We start from the raw sequence: 15,205 nt of genomic DNA on the forward strand, positions 1-15,205 counted from the left end.
CACCTTTCTTCTGATTATTATGCAAGTCTTATGATTCAATAAGTAAGCATTGTCCTCCAACAATGGCCGAAATAAATTCTGCACATGCCCATGTAAGTGGGTTTATAAAGCACCTATCTTCTGAATTTGCATCAATAGCTTCTGGAAACAAACCATATGCGTTGGAATGATCAAGCATCCACTTAATTATAAAAATAAAATTTTCCTTATTACCTACTAATACTTGGCACTGTGCATTGGCAGCTGTATTAAATATCCATGGACCATGGTGATACTCTTGTTCGCTATATCCAATCCCGTAGTCGAAAAATGATTGGTCTTTCAAAGAAACATCCACCATGCTTTTAAAATTTTCTGTTACAGGATAACCGTATAAAGGGCCAAAATATTGTGGGGTATCATATTTCTGGACCAATTCATCTGCATAAAGTACATATCCATATCCATAGCGTTTCTGTTCTTTTAACCATGTCTCTGTTTCAATGTGCTCAGTTATGGAATTTGCAAGGTCTTTCCATTTTTTTTCATGAAATGCATCATGATGATGGAAAGCAATACGGCTAGCTGACAATAATCCTCCCGTAATAAACATGTTTGAGGATGTTATATATGCTGGGCCAAATACTCCTTCATTCACACCACCCTCAGGACCAAACAAACCATTTTTCCGTTCAACTCTAAAAAGAACATTTGCAACATCTTTGACTTGCTCAAAAGGAACGATCCACTCGTTTGTTTCTTCAAAATACCTCTCCACTAAATGGAGGAAATATCCTTGGGAATCATATTGGTGAAAGACATTGTTATTGGCCCCTTCACTTGGTTGACCCAAAGCATTATACCTTTGATAAAACTCCCCGGTTCCTTCCTTTATTTTTCTTGCTGCTGCGTAAGTAATTATACTTTTTGCTTCTGGTAGAAAACCTGCATTCAGAAAGGCTTTTGCAATCATCAAAGAATCTCTTACATAGTAACTTGGTGAACCATTTGAATAGTAATGGCCTGTTATATCCGCTGGAACAAAACCATCAAGAAGACTTGCTTTTAATGCTATTAGATTTGTTTTAACCGTGCTTCGAAGAGGTTCGTTAAATTTTTCAATAGGAAGAGAACCACTGTCGAGCCACTTTTTCCAATGTGTTTTCGCCGTTTTGAACATTCGTTCCCATTCATTAGGATTCCCCTGTGAATCTTCCATAATGTTTTTTATTGAACCTGCCTGTATCATCCATCTGACTGTTTTTTCCTTACCTGGTTCTAAGTTTATGGATTTCTTTGTAACAATTCCTATCATAGTATTGCTTGTAAAGTCATCAGCACAATCACTTTCTTTATGATTAAGAGTCTGTTGGAGTGTTCTATAAACAAATCCGGTTGGACTTTCCTTATAAAAGTAAGTTTCATCAGCCTGTTCACCAATAATGTGTAAAACGGTTTGATCATTTTCCCACTTCAAGGACTGATTATTGTAGGAAAGCCGCTTGAAACTTGGATTACGTAAGATAATGTAACCACCTGCAACAAATGTTTGTTCTATTAAACTTTCATTTTTAATAGTAGTTTCAAATACAATTTGATCCTGATTTGTTGCGTAAACTTTTTCAGTCCAAAACAAATCTTCATTTACTTGTGATTGGAAAGTAGTTGAATAGCAGAATCCCTCTTCAACAGTTGATGCATAAGGATGTTGGTGAACAGGATGTGTATCCTTGGAAATTAATCGATTAGCAAGTTCAATTTCTCCCGAGGAGGCATGTTGAATATAAGTAGTTGCGGTATGAATAAGATCCTGCTGGAAAGAACCATAAAAGAAATGCTGTATTCCCGTACCTTGCCAATCCACAATCCCATTATCAACACCGTACAAGGCAGATATGTGGTCATTTCCAATTATTCCAATGCCTGGGTAGCGACTTTCCATAATCGAGCCTCCTCTTGCCCAAAAGCAAAATATAAAGCATAAGCTAAAAAGCCAGCGCAAGTTGCAAAGTGTTCACCTGTCTCTGGCAGACCAGTATGTTCATTAATACTTTCGCAGGCAATTCCATTATCCAAAGCAGTTCTTAACAATATATCTTTTGCTTGTTCTTTTCTTCCTGAAAGAAGGCTGTTCGCAATAGATAAAACCCAAGGATGGTCTGCGTGCTCACATCCAAGTTCCTCAAACTCACATCCATTAAATGCGTATGAATATCTATGAGAACGGATAAGACGTACTGTATTTTGATAAACCTTATCATCAGGGGATGTAAAACCATAGTAAGCCAACAGTTGTAAACTGCCTGGAGGCTCATCATATACGTTATAATTTCCATCACAATCAATTGACCAGGCAAAATGGCTTCCATATTCCTCATCTTCAAATATACAATGATAATAAATTGCTTCCTTAATAGCGTTTGCTTTTTGTTCAAAAGATTGATTGTAAAGATAAGTTGAATGAAGAGAAAGTTCATTTAAAATCGTATAAGCTTTCCACACCAGCACATTATTATAAGTCAAATAAGGATAAACAATTGGATCGTCTGTAGGTTGCAGAAAAGTTTTGTATAGGGGGATCTCCGGATGTTTGTTTTCGTCTAATCGCTCGAGTATTAATTCAATTCCGTCCTGTATATAGCTTTTATTTAATATGGAGTAATCATTTGTTTTTTGAATATACATGTACAATGCAATGATAGGGGCACATAATTCATCTAACTCAAAACCTGGTTCAAGAACAATGCCATCGATATATCTACTATGAACACCAATATTTTTTCGCTGTGTGGTAAATACATATGTTAGCATCTCTTTCGCTCTTTTCGAATCCACCTGTAAAATCATTGGAAAACTCCATAATAAGCTATCTCTATCCCAATACGCAGCAGAAACATAATATCTAGGGCTTCTGGATGTAACTAAAACATTTTCTTCTGTATCGAAAGTTAATCCCGTTGCATAAAAGTAATTAAAAAATGCATTGAGATTCATAATCTGTTCTAGTTTATCCTCACCAACCAGTGATAAGTGCCTTGTAAACAGCCAGTCTGTTGAACGCTTTAATAGATTCTTAGCATTCTGCCTTTTCATTTCTTTTGCAGATGTTGCTGCCCCAACCTCTTCTATTCCAATTCCCCAATAAACAATAAAAGATTTCTCTGTATTTGGCTCTAAGTCAAGGTTCCTGCCAAATTTAAACTCAACCTGATTTTTACTTCTATTATTCCATTCATCAATCTGCAAAGAATGGCTATACATTGGAGCTAATGCTAGTTTTGATGTTTCCGTATGTAATTCCATTACACTTGAATCATTCCAACCACTGGGGAATACCTGTAAATCCCCTTTAAATTTCTTTGTTTCATTAATCGTATGATTCGTATGATTCCACTCACCTTTAAAACCAAATGATACATTTACTGTACTGGATGACAGATTTTTTACTATTAATTCGTAATAAAATCCTCTCTCTCCAACAGGGGCGTGGATTGTACCTTTATATTGAAGGTAATCTTTCTCTCCATTGAAGGTTGGTATCCAATTATGCAATCTGTTCCAAGATAATTCTTCAAACCTAAAAGATTGATTGTTATCTTCTATAAATGGCTGTAAGAAAGGAGCTCCAACAATTTCTAATAGCCCCCTGTATTGCATACTTAAAACATTAATACTTTCTATACTTCCATCTTGTCTTAGTGTAGGCAGTGCCACCATTTCATTCCCGGTAGGGATATAGGTTTCAAGGACTGTAGTCATTCAATTACCTCCTATATTATAAGTTCATTGAACAGGAGAAGCTGATTCTTTTAAGCTTCTCCTGTTGATCAACTTACAAATGGCTTACTTAACTAAGCTTTGAACTTGCGGCTGAAGTTCATTTAGTGCTTCTTTAGGAGTTTTCTTACCTAACTTGACTAAATCTAATTCTTTAGTAAAAGTATCCGTTAATTTATTCCACTCAGGAATTACCGGAGGAACAACCAATGTATCTAAAGCATCAAAAACTACTTTTCTATTTTGTGGAGGGGTTTGTTGCAAATAAGAATTTACTAAATCTGTATTGCTAACTGCAGGCAATTCCCATGAACTATCTACGCGAATCTTTGCAGCATCTTTGCTGGCGCTCATGAATTTCAACCATTTCCACGCAGCTTCAGGATGTTTTGAATCTTTAGAGATTGCTAGAGAGTTCGCGAAAAAGTGATGTGCTTTTTGAGTATTACCTGGTTCTAAAGCAATATCCCATTTAAAAGGTGTATCTTTGAATGAATCCATCATCCAAATACCTGTACGCAACATTGCAATTTTTCCAGCCTTAAAGAGATCTCCATCAGACTGGCCAGACATTTTTGCATCGGTTGGAGTTACACCATATTTGTTAACTTTATCTACCATCCACTGTAAAGCTTCAATATTCTCTGGACTATTTACAGTTGCTTTGGTTTTATCTTTATTAAAGATTGATCCGCCATTTTGAGCGATTGTTTTATAGAATTCCCAAAATTGAATTGGAGCATAGGTTCCATAAATCCCTTTATCTTTATTTGTTAATTTCTTTGCAGCATCCAATTCGTCTTTCCATGTCCAATCAGCATTAGGATAAGACACACCTGCAGCATCAAATAGATCTTTGTTATAATAAAGAACTACATCAGAAAAGGATTCAACCATTCCATACTGTTTGCCCTTGTATTGAAATGCATCGAATGCTTTTTGATTAATTTCAGATGGATCAAACTCTTTATCTGCTTTTAATAAATTATCAAGTGGTAATAATGCTCCTTTAGATGCGTAATTTACAAAGTTCTCATAATTCAACTCAAAAGTGTCAGGAGCAGATCCGCCAGCCAGGCGTGTCTGTAATTTTGTAAAATAATCATCAAATGACGCCATCTCATACTTGATCTTAATATTTGGATTTTGTGCCTCAAAAGCAGAAATCATAGCCTTTAAATCTTTTTCATGCTGGTCCCCTGGAGAAAAAGTGAAGTAGTCAATTGTCACTTTCTCATCTTTCGCTTTATTGCTATTCTCATTCTTAGAGGAAGTGGTTTTTTGTCCGCTACATGCTGTAAGTATCAATATTAATGATAAAAACAAAACAGTTATGAATTTAAATGAATTTCGCATACCTTTTATTGCCCCCAATTCAAGATAAGATAAGTTAATTGACTTTCAAAAGACAGAATTATCATCTTCTTTTTCCTCACAGCCTCCGGTTACCACCTCCTAAAACAATAATTATTCCTTGTTATTCTTTCATTCCACTAAGCGTAATACCTTGGATAAAGTACCGCTGAGCGAATAAATAAACCGCTAAGACAGGAATAACACTTATAACAACTCCGGCCATCATTAAATTCCAATTTGTTTCCCATCGGCCCTGCAGTAAAGAGAGACCCAAAGGAAGCGTCATCATTTTTGGATTACTGACGACAATTAATGGCCATAAATAGTTATTCCAAGATTGCATAAACGAAAATACAGCAAGGGTGGCAAGAGCCGGTTTCGCAAGCGGAACAATAATTTGGGCAAATACCCTAAAGTGGCTGGCCCCATCCATAAATGCAGCTTCTTCTAATTCTTTTGGTATTCCTAAAAAAAACTGACGGAGTAAAAAGGTGCCAAATGCGTTAAACATTCCTGGTAAGATGAGACCTTGATATGTATCTAACCAGCCCAAATATTTCATTAAAATAAACTGTGGAGTCATTGTTACCTGAGATGGCACCATAAGAGTGGCTAAATAAACTAGAAAAATGAGATCTCTTCCTTTAAACTCCAAACGCGAAAAAGCATAAGCGGCCATCGAGCATAGAAGAATCTGTCCTAAGGTAGATATAATCGCAACAAAAAAGGAATTCCATAGAAACCTGTAAACAGGAAAAGCTTCTGTTACATTTTTATAATTATCAAAGTTTAATTCGTCTGGAATCAACTTGGGAGGCAAAACCATTGTTGCCCCAGTTGTTTTTAAAGAAGTGGAGATCATCCATACAAATGGGATGATCATAATGACAGCCCCGAGTACTAAAACTAGATAAAAGAGTATTTTCTTTGCTACCTTATAGGAATCAAGCTCACTGATTTTTATGACAGGCGTAGCAGATTGTATATGTTGTTTAGTTTCCATCGCCAACCATCCTTTTTTGAATTCTTAATTGGAGGAGAGTTATGAAAAAGATTATAAAAAAGAGTAACCATGAAATAGCTGACGCATTTCCCATCTCAAAGTAACGGAAAGCATGGTTATAAATTCGTTCAACAATAACACTTGTTGAATCTGCCGGACCGCCTTCTGTCATAATCATTACTTGATCAAAAACCTGGAAAGAATTTATCAAGGAAATCACAGTTACAAAAAAAGTCGTTGGATTTAAAAGCGGTAAGGTGATATGCCAAAATTTTTGCCATGCAGAGGCACCATCCATCTCAGCTGCTTCATAGTAACTTGGAGAAATTCCTTGTAACCCAGCAAGATATATAACCATTACGAATCCTAAGTCTTTCCATACACTAGTTAAAATAATAGCCGGCATAGCCCAATTTGGGTCTTGTAACCAGGCCGGACCGTTTATGCCAAACTGTGAAAGAAAATAGTTCACAAGCCCATATTCAGGATTGAATAACCATTTCCATATCAATGACACAGCAACCCATGATGTAACAACCGGAACGAAATATGCAGCTCGAAAAAATGTAATTCCTTTTAGCTTCTGATTTAAGATAAGAGCTATGGCAAGGGCACCAACCATTACGAGCGGTAAATAACCGGCAATAAAATAAAATGTGTGCCCTAGCGCAGCCCAAAACTCTTTGTTTGTTAGTGTTGTTTTATAATTTTCAATACCTATCCACTTTGGTGGAGAAAGTAAATCCCACTGTGTGAAACTAATTCCGAGTGATGCTACAATTGGAATTCCAATGAAAAAGAGAAATCCAAGCAAATTCGGTAGCAAAAATGCACTTATAACTAAGAACTTTTTTAAACCATGGTCACCTACCATAAAGAATCCTCCATTACATGCTTATTAGTGAGTTTGCCTCTTCATAAATTGGTGGTTGAAAAACCATATCAATCGCCTGAAGTGCTGCCCCCTGGACCCATGCATCATTTCCTAAATTCGATGTAACGATCTTTGTCTCTATTGAGCCTCTAAAAAAGTTTTCTTTTGCTCTTTCAATTGATTCATTTATAAAAAATTCTTTTCCTACAAGTGCTTCACCAATCAAGACAATAGTCTTTGGATTAAAACTATTAATTGCATTTATTAAGCCTACACTTAAGTACTTACTTACTTGTTCAAAAAGAACAAAAGCCATTTCGTCCTTTTCCCTTGCTGCTAATGTTAGAGTTTCATAGTTAATATTTTGTCCATTTAATATGCTTTTAGGATACCGCGCTGAAAATTCCTGAGCATTTAAATTAAGTGCCCTATTGGATAGATAGGTTTCTAGACATCCATACTGTCCACAATGACAAGGGCGCCCATCAACATTAATAACCGTATGGCCAAACTCTCCGGCCCCTCCGTATTCACCCTTATAAACTTTGTTATCAATAACAAAACTGGCGCCAATTCCATCCCCTAGTGAAATACAGATAAACTGATTGCTAGTTTTACCATAACCAAATTCTAATTCAGCTAGCATGTATGCGTTTACATCATTATCAATAAAAACGGGTAAACTGAACTCCTCTTTTATGGGTTGCGATATGTCTATGTGATCCCAATCAAGGAGTGGGGAACGTAATACCATTCCGGTTTTACTGTTAACAAGACCCGAAACAGCAATCCCTATCCCTACTAAATTTTTAGTTTCAATATGAAAGTCGTTTAAGAATTCGTAAATTGTATCAATCATGAGGTTGATTATTAATGAAGTGTTTGATGAAGATTCATAGAAGATTTCTCTTTTATCAATGATGTTAGCCTGGAGATCAGTGAAAGCAAAAATCAAATGATCTTGCATTATTTTAATTCCTATTGCATAAGCAAAAAGGTTATTAAATTCGAGTAAAATCGCTTTTCTTCCGCCTGTGGAATTAGCTTCACCTTTTTCATGCACTAAATCTAAAGTGATTAACTCATCAATGATTTTAGTCATTGTCGATTGTCCTAATTTTGTTTGCTGCGCAATTTCAGTACGACTAATAGGACCTTTTCTTCTAATAGCATTAATTACAGTAGACCTATTTAAGTCCTTTATGAGACTTTTATCAGCCTTTCTGAGTTTGTTCATAAATTTACTCCTTAATAAATTCTCCTTTTATGGATTATTTTGGTTGATTTGATTATAACTTTCTTTTTTCAGTGAAGCAAGTAATATTTTTGAAAATTTATAAAATAAACATTATTGCGGTTTTCACGTTTAAAAACTTAAAAACCAGGCTTTTCGCCTGGTCACTTTGTTCTTTCTTCTATTGTTGTAGACCCTTTAAGGAGGATTGTAAAAAGTTTTCTTTCTTCTACCAAAACTTGCTTCGTTTAAAATCAAAAGTTCTGTTCCAAACTTATTGATATTTTCTTTAACTCGCCTAAAAAGACTCTTCAGCAAACGCCCCCGTTAGCTTAATAAGATTTTTTCTTTTTATCAAGCTTATCACTTAATTGTTCAAAGTTTTTTACTTCATCAGGTAATGATAATTGCTTTGCTAATGTAGTTCCTTTCTGAATAGATTTCCTAGCTTTTTCAAATAAATTTGCCTTTATTTGAGCATCCGCAAGAGTATACCAGTAATACCACGTATCCATTTTTGCTATTTTATCTTTGTGAAATTTTTCAATAACAGGGTAGTATTTAGTAAATAATTTTTCATCAGGAGTTAATTTTTGACCATCCCATTTAAGAACATCTACATAACAAGTATCTGCAATAAATGGTCGCCAGACAGCTATTCCAACACTTTTATTGTTAAGCAGTTCCATCTTATGATATTGGACATTTGCAATCTTTACTAAAGAATTATTATCCCATTTAAAAATATCAAGATTGTTCCCTGCTGCTGCACCCATTGTTACTCCGAACAGATACTCTTTAGTGCCATCTCCAGTAATGTCGGCAAAACCCGAATACTGTAGCCCTACTCCCTTTGTCCTTATCTCCCCAATTTTTTTCCATCCTTCTTTTCCTTTTCTTAATACTATTGCTCCGAACTGTGATGGGGAAGGCTGTTTTTTTGCTCTTATTTCAAAAGTAATAATAATTTCTTTTTGTCCATCTTTGTTAAAGTCATAAAATTGAACTGGCTTAGTTGATACTGGTTCTTCAGGACTTGCTAATAATGAATTTGACGGTACAAAATCTTTGGTAATTTTCATAGGGTCTTTATATAAATATTTTTCAGGGTGAGTATAAATTGGAGAGAGATTCAAAATGATAAATACAAGTAAGGTAAATAACATTATTTTTTTCATCAATAATCCCCTTTTTCAAGCAGATGATAGGGATTATTGTTCCCCAATATCACCTTGTATATCAGAACCACTGTTCAACTAACCTGACCTTTACTTCAATAAAAAGAGGGCTGCCACAGCAACCCCCTTTATTCAACAAAAGCACCCTTTAGTTTAAGTAGAATCCTTCACAAACTCTTCTACCTTAATATTACTCCATTCGCTATATGTGTTGTTCCAGAATCCAGTACAATACAAAAAGACGCCTTCTTCAAGAAAAGCGCCCGTTAATTGAAGACTTGATTTCAAGATAATTTTATTATATTAGAGGGATACGGCAACGATTCCTGTTTTTTCGGGCCATTTTAAACCCGCCTATAATACTTCAAAAGCTTCTTAATGGATCATTGTCATACGGGGAAAGACGATGTTATCGGCACATTCAGCCAAGCCATATATTTTACGAATCGTTGCCTCACCCTAAATTGAGGCCACACTCACTTTAACTGTCCGTCAACGCCTGCCGCTGAACCGTTTGATAGCTTCCTCGGTCACCGGCTCGAAGAGGTTAACGAGGTTTCCGTCGGGATCACGGAACAACACAACACGGTTTCCCCACGGCATCGTGGTCGGTTCCTTTACCCACTCGTCGACAAACGGTTTCAAGCGCTCGTATTCGGCATCGACATTGTGAACGCGGAACTCGATGATGACAGTGTGATTAACGGCCGCCACTGCGGAACCAGTGCCAAGCAGTGGCACCGTCTGCGAGTGGCCGATCGCAAGGGTGCACGATGGAACAATGAATTCGGCAAAGACTGGCGCGGGGCGTTCCGCCGAAACACCCATGACTTTTTCATAGAACTTGACAAGGCGATCCACATCGTCGGTAATGATGCGTACAGAAGCAAAATTCACGGATACCATCCTTCCTATAATAAATGATACAATATCGTATCATATCATTTTGGGCCAGAATCAATGAAGTTTCCGTAAAGGCCCGATTTAATCAGAAACTGAACCATTTGGTTTTACTACCATCCTTCTATGCCTGGCTGTTGCTCAATTGCTCCATAGTGAAATGAATTCCTGTGGACGTTGAATGGCGGTGTGCCCAAACCGAAGCAAGACATACTTCGCATTTATCTCTCACCCCTTTATGTTTACTTACTCCGATTATAAAATAACGCTACTGACAACAGTATGTCAGTAGCGTTTAAACATTTTTTGGGCTTCCTCACGAATCCGATTTCGGAATGATTCAGGCTCCAATACAATCGCAGCAGCTCCCCAGCCAAGCACCCATTGCAGCAATTCGTCGAGTTGACGAACGCGTAAGACCACATGCAATCCATCTTGATGCTCTTCCATATCCTCAATAAAATGATAGTTTGATTCCTTCACCTTATCTGCAATGTCATGGTTAAATCGAAGGCGAACTCGCAAGTGCCGATCATCTGGAGGGGTATACTCACTTAAGTTAAAATGCGCCGGTAGTTCGAATCGTTCTTCCAGATTGATTAGTTCCGCCATTCGGGACAAGCGGAAATGGCGAATGTTTTGACGCAGATCACACCGGGCCACGAGCATCCACGATCCTTGAACGAGCACCAATCCATAGGGAGCAACGGTACGAACACTATGGCGATTCCCCTCGGCATCTGCAAGCCTTTTTGCATAATGAAAGCTAATCTTTCGCTCGTCTAATATCGCTAGACGGATCTTTTCTAGATATTCCTTTTCTTTTGACGGCGTGACCAGTTTATCTGAAATGAGCAAACGCATAGCCTTGCGAACACGTGATGTTTCATTGCGAACGCTCTCGGGTAGAATGGCCTCGATTTTGCCGCCAGCGGATCGAGCCCTGGCACGATAATGATCATCAAATCGTTGTTCGATAAAGTCTGTTCCAATCATCAAACTCACGGCTTCTGGTACCGTGAAACTGATTGGCGGAAGGAAATAGCCTTCCATCAGGGAATATCCTGTCCCAGGGGCTCCTATGATCGGCACGCCTGCTTCACTCAGCGCCTGAATGTCGCGGTAGATGGTCCGCACGCTAGTCTCAAATAGGGTCGCCAAATCTTCCGCCCGTATCACTTCTTTACGTTGCAGCTCCAGCACGATGGCTAACAAACGGTCTGTTTTATTCATTGGTTGCCCCCCTTGAAAGTTTATTACAAAATAAAAATACCACATCTTAATGGAGAAGATGGTTAGTGTTTCTGGAGTTGTCGGAAATAGATGTGTATTGGCATCTATGCAGGAATCTCTACAAAATAAGGGCAAGGTTTCAGTTGGCGTTATTCCGTTAACTGGCCCTTTTCTTGAATACACTCATTCGGCAAATGCGCGTTTGTTGAATAAGAATTATTTATTTCTTTTATTCCATTCTTCTAATGTCATCATTTCAAATGGTTCTTTACAGTCCAATTGTAATGGAGCAATTAACTCAAGACTATTACCATCGGGATCCTCGAAGTAGATTGCAGCATGAGCATTGGGACAATTAGGAAGAACAAGTGGCTGCTTTTCTGGTGAAAATCCAAAATCAGTTTTTATTTTTATTCCTTTTTGTCCAAGCCATTCCTTTACACTCTGCATACTTTCAATATCAATTTGCAGTGCAATATGTCTTAAAGAAGGATGATATGGAGTAGTTACTTTATCTGTTTCCCATAATCCTAGCCAGCTTTTCCCTTTTTCTATCCAAAAGAAGGCTAGTTTTTCATTTTGATATGCCATTTCCAAATCCAAATTTATATAAAACTCTATCGATTGTTTAAGATTACTTACAGGTAAATGTGCTTCATATAATCCTTTAATCATTTTTATCCTCTTTTCTTTATTTTCTTACTATTAATATATCAGTAACAGGTCATTAATTCTTCCAAAATAGGTATGAAGCTTTATACAACTTTAGTCGTAGAGTATGGCCAAGAATATTCTAGATTCTTGCCCTTTATCTTAACAATCATTTTAAGCTTCAAGATTTGCCCAATCTTTTTTCGAGAGAATGGCCCTTAAATGAAAAATGAGCGCTTATCCATCTTCAAGGATAGCGCCCTTTTGCTTAATACAGACGTTCCGTAAATAAAATATACAAAAATCAATCTTCTTTTGATATTTCCTAATTCAGATTTTCCATACTCCATTTTCCATTATTAGAATCTCTTCTCGATTTAATAACCCATAGACACTCATGGTGCTATCACCAATCATAATATCTTCGTGAACAGCTGATTGATTCATCCCTAGCTTCATTAGTTCTTCTACTGTCTTTGATTCTCCATTTGAAATATTATCTATATACGCTTGCCCTAGGGCAATATGACAAGCTGCATTTTCATCAAATAAGGTACTTTTGAAAGTGACTTCAGTTTTAGCAATACTCGAATTTGCAGAAACAAGTGCAACTTCACCAAGCATTCCAGCCCCATCATCCGTTTGAAGTAAATCAAGAACGACTTGGTGTTTTGGTTCGATTCTGGTAACTTTCCCATTTTCAAAGAACAGCTTTAAATCTTGAACAGTCAGTCCTGCTAAAATCACAGGTTTTGTGATGGTAACATATCCATTCACATGATACTTATTTGGCATTGTCCAAACTTCTTCAACAGGAATATTAGACATGAATTCTTTTCCATCTTTAGTTGTTTCTGAACCACCTAACCAAACATGATTTTTGACTAAATAAACGGTTAAATTCGTTTTGTCACTAACATATCGCAACGCAGAAAATTGATAATTGTTCAACTTCTTAGCTATTCTTTTTAAGATTTCATCATGTTGTTTCCAAGCTGAGACTGGATTAGGCACATTCGACTTCGATGCTTCGAATATATGTTTCCATAAAAGTTCAATCGCTTCAGTTTCAGTGTGGTCGGGAAAAACTTGAAGTGCCCATTCCTTCGTTGGTGCATTGACGACCACCCATTTATTATTGTTTTCCATACCATAAGTTCGACAGGGACTCATGGCGATTGATTTTGCTTTATTGATTTTCGAAGCTCTATCAACCATATCAGAAGACTCATCTGAAAACGTCGGTGCAACTATTGTAATAGTCGAATAGCCAGACTTCGCATAATTCAATTCATTTTCAACTACTGAATTTGGGAAAACTCCTAAAAATTCGTCTTCTAAATAAAGCACTCGATCCTTTTCAATTTCAGAATCCCGTAGATCAAGTGAGACGAATTGTGCCCCACTCTTATAAGCTTCTTTTGAGATTTCACGGACTAATGGCAAATGTTCAGGAGAAAAATTGATCTTAATTAAATCACCCTTCTCAACTGTCACTCCAATATTCACAATTACTTTGGCATAATTATTTAAATACATAAGAGGCACACTCCTCATTTAGTTTAATATCAAAAACCCCTTTTCGTTTCTTTCAATACTAATTCTACGTTATACCTAAAACTACCTTCTTCAACTCCCTCAGTTTAATACGATTTTCTCGCAAATACTCGCTTATTCGCAGGATTTCATAACCCTTTATAGATAGGGAACGATTAAAAGGTAATGCGTTCAGATCATAATAGCTTTGTGGAGGCATAGTGAAATAAAGGAGTAACACAAAACTCCATATTTTACCATATGATGTACATTTTCCACGCCGCCCCTGGAGGTTTTCCCTCCCATGTCTCAACGGGTCCATTGGCCCTTTCATTCCTTCGTCATACCTATCCAAGGGGTGGAGGCCAGTTATGCTTAACTGATGGGTCTGAGCCCTTTTGTTGAAGAAACCTGGTACTCCGTACATATTTGAAATCCTGCGAATAAGCCAATACTCGATATCTAGTTTCTTATTGTTTCATTTATTTTTTAGCTGCCTGTGGAAATAAAGATTGCAGTTTATCTGGACAGTAAGCCTCATTACGTCGTGCCATTCCTATAAATATTCTCGCCAGTTTACCAATCAGTTTCATAATTGATTTCATTTTCTTTGTTTTTTTCACTTTCACATTATGAGAGTGGATGGCTTTGAATTCTGGATTGTTCATCACAAGGCTCATAGTCGCTAGGTAGAGGAAACGCCGCAGCCTGGATCTTCCCCGTTTGGAAATCACAATTTGCCCCTTCCACTTTCCTGAACTTGCCTCGGCCAGATGCAGTCCAGCGTGGCGGAGGAGAGAATTACCGTGAGAGAATCCACTCAAATCTCCTGCCTCCCCAAGAATGCCAGCTAACGATATTTCACTAATACCTTTTATCAAAAGAAGTTTCTTAGCGTAAGGGATCTTTGTCAGTACATCGGTTACTTGACTTTCAACTCTTTCGAGTTGCTTTACGGCTAGATCATACTCCTCTAACAATTGTTCCAAATGAAATTTATAGGCATCCAGTGCTTGTAGGGAACCAATGGATCTCTTAGCGACTTGTACAAGTAATTGAGCTTTTTTCAACCCAGGCTGTCTCTTCATGACTGTCTTCCACCCGGCAACCACCTCATCAGGTTTCATGAAACGGAGTTTCGTTGGCATCGGGAATAAACGAAGGGTAGCGATTGCCCCTTTAGCCTTTACATCTTTAAATACTTGTCTGAGTTCTGGAAAGACAATATCAACCCATCGATTTAATTGATTAATAGAACTAACCAGACGTTTCACCACTACATCCCGGTTTGACATTAAAACTCTTAGTTTTTCAAAGGACTCCGGGGTATGCCTTACAAAGGAGTAGTAGCCATTCTTCACCATATCTGCAATAACGAGTGCATCTTTTTTATCACTTTTTGATTGGGTATTATCCCGGTTTTCTTTATTTCTTTTCACTGAGTAAGGGTTTACCGTTACGACCTCAATATTATGATTAAATAG

General features: G+C 37.2%; 12 protein-coding genes. All 12 read right to left on the bottom strand.

Translation table 11 applies throughout. From position 1 onward, the window contains the following. Nucleotides 1–28: 28 nt before the first annotated feature. Nucleotides 29–1,921: a glycoside hydrolase family 15 protein gene (locus G8761_RS24035; protein ID WP_166030480.1), complete on the bottom strand. Its 1,893-nt coding sequence runs from the start codon at nucleotides 1,919–1,921 to the stop codon at nucleotides 29–31. Further along, a complete protein-coding gene (locus G8761_RS24040; RefSeq protein ID WP_166030481.1) occupies nucleotides 1,891–3,738 on the bottom strand; it encodes a glycoside hydrolase family 125 protein in 1,848 nt (615 codons plus the stop codon). The genes G8761_RS24035 and G8761_RS24040 overlap by 31 nt, the downstream gene beginning before the upstream one ends. 84 nt (nucleotides 3,739–3,822) lie before the next feature. Beyond that, nucleotides 3,823–5,112 carry an ABC transporter substrate-binding protein gene (locus G8761_RS24045; RefSeq protein ID WP_166030482.1) on the bottom strand — a complete coding sequence of 430 codons (1,290 nt, stop codon included), beginning with the start codon at nucleotides 5,110–5,112 and terminating at the stop codon, nucleotides 3,823–3,825. A 121-nt stretch (nucleotides 5,113–5,233) separates the two neighbouring features. After that, on the bottom strand, nucleotides 5,234–6,115 hold the full coding sequence (locus G8761_RS24050; RefSeq protein WP_166030483.1) for a carbohydrate ABC transporter permease: 882 nt from the start codon (nucleotides 6,113–6,115) through the stop codon (nucleotides 5,234–5,236). Next, complete coding sequence (locus G8761_RS24055; RefSeq protein WP_166030484.1) at nucleotides 6,105–6,989, bottom strand: carbohydrate ABC transporter permease; 885 nt, start codon at nucleotides 6,987–6,989, stop codon at nucleotides 6,105–6,107. The genes G8761_RS24050 and G8761_RS24055 overlap by 11 nt, the downstream gene beginning before the upstream one ends. Nucleotides 6,990–7,002: 13 nt before the next feature. Further along, a complete protein-coding gene (locus G8761_RS24060) occupies nucleotides 7,003–8,226 on the bottom strand; it encodes an ROK family transcriptional regulator (RefSeq protein ID WP_166030485.1) in 1,224 nt (407 codons plus the stop codon). A 329-nt stretch (nucleotides 8,227–8,555) separates the two neighbouring features. Further along, nucleotides 8,556–9,401, bottom strand: a complete 846-nt coding sequence (locus tag G8761_RS24065) for a hypothetical protein (RefSeq protein WP_166030486.1) — start codon at nucleotides 9,399–9,401, stop codon at nucleotides 8,556–8,558. A 492-nt stretch (nucleotides 9,402–9,893) separates the two neighbouring features. After that, nucleotides 9,894–10,298 carry a VOC family protein gene (locus tag G8761_RS24070; RefSeq protein WP_166030487.1) on the bottom strand — a complete coding sequence of 135 codons (405 nt, stop codon included), beginning with the start codon at nucleotides 10,296–10,298 and terminating at the stop codon, nucleotides 9,894–9,896. A 288-nt stretch (nucleotides 10,299–10,586) separates the two neighbouring features. Then, nucleotides 10,587–11,534 (bottom strand): helix-turn-helix transcriptional regulator, encoded by a 948-nt coding sequence (locus tag G8761_RS24075; RefSeq protein ID WP_166030488.1) that lies wholly within the window; start codon nucleotides 11,532–11,534, stop codon nucleotides 10,587–10,589. 216 nt (nucleotides 11,535–11,750) lie between these two features. Further along, nucleotides 11,751–12,209, bottom strand: coding sequence for a VOC family protein (locus G8761_RS24080; protein ID WP_166030489.1), 459 nt, complete (start codon nucleotides 12,207–12,209; stop codon nucleotides 11,751–11,753). A 306-nt stretch (nucleotides 12,210–12,515) separates the two neighbouring features. Then, nucleotides 12,516–13,724, bottom strand: coding sequence for an aminopeptidase (locus G8761_RS24085; protein ID WP_166030490.1), 1,209 nt, complete (start codon nucleotides 13,722–13,724; stop codon nucleotides 12,516–12,518). Between the two features lie 479 nt (nucleotides 13,725–14,203). After that, a partial coding sequence (locus G8761_RS24090; RefSeq protein WP_166030491.1) for an IS110 family RNA-guided transposase occupies nucleotides 14,204–15,205 on the bottom strand: 1,002 nt, incomplete at its 5' end.

Origin of the sequence: Neobacillus terrae (assembly GCF_011393025.1) — a bacterium.
Taxonomy (GTDB): domain Bacteria; phylum Bacillota; class Bacilli; order Bacillales; family Cytobacillaceae; genus Neobacillus_A; species Neobacillus_A terrae.

Coding starts and splice junctions, on each gene's coding strand:
- G8761_RS24050 (WP_166030483.1), bottom strand. CDS start 6,115: ATGGAAACTAAACAACATATACAATCTGCTACGCCTGTCATAAAAATC.
- G8761_RS24060 (WP_166030485.1), bottom strand. CDS start 8,226: ATGAACAAACTCAGAAAGGCTGATAAAAGTCTCATAAAGGACTTAAAT.
- G8761_RS24075 (WP_166030488.1), bottom strand. CDS start 11,534: ATGAATAAAACAGACCGTTTGTTAGCCATCGTGCTGGAGCTGCAACGT.
- G8761_RS24065 (WP_166030486.1), bottom strand. CDS start 9,401: ATGAAAAAAATAATGTTATTTACCTTACTTGTATTTATCATTTTGAAT.
- G8761_RS24085 (WP_166030490.1), bottom strand. CDS start 13,724: ATGTATTTAAATAATTATGCCAAAGTAATTGTGAATATTGGAGTGACA.
- G8761_RS24055 (WP_166030484.1), bottom strand. CDS start 6,989: ATGGTAGGTGACCATGGTTTAAAAAAGTTCTTAGTTATAAGTGCATTT.
- G8761_RS24080 (WP_166030489.1), bottom strand. CDS start 12,209: ATGATTAAAGGATTATATGAAGCACATTTACCTGTAAGTAATCTTAAA.
- G8761_RS24045 (WP_166030482.1), bottom strand. CDS start 5,112: ATGCGAAATTCATTTAAATTCATAACTGTTTTGTTTTTATCATTAATA.
- G8761_RS24040 (WP_166030481.1), bottom strand. CDS start 3,738: ATGACTACAGTCCTTGAAACCTATATCCCTACCGGGAATGAAATGGTG.
- G8761_RS24035 (WP_166030480.1), bottom strand. CDS start 1,921: ATGGAAAGTCGCTACCCAGGCATTGGAATAATTGGAAATGACCACATA.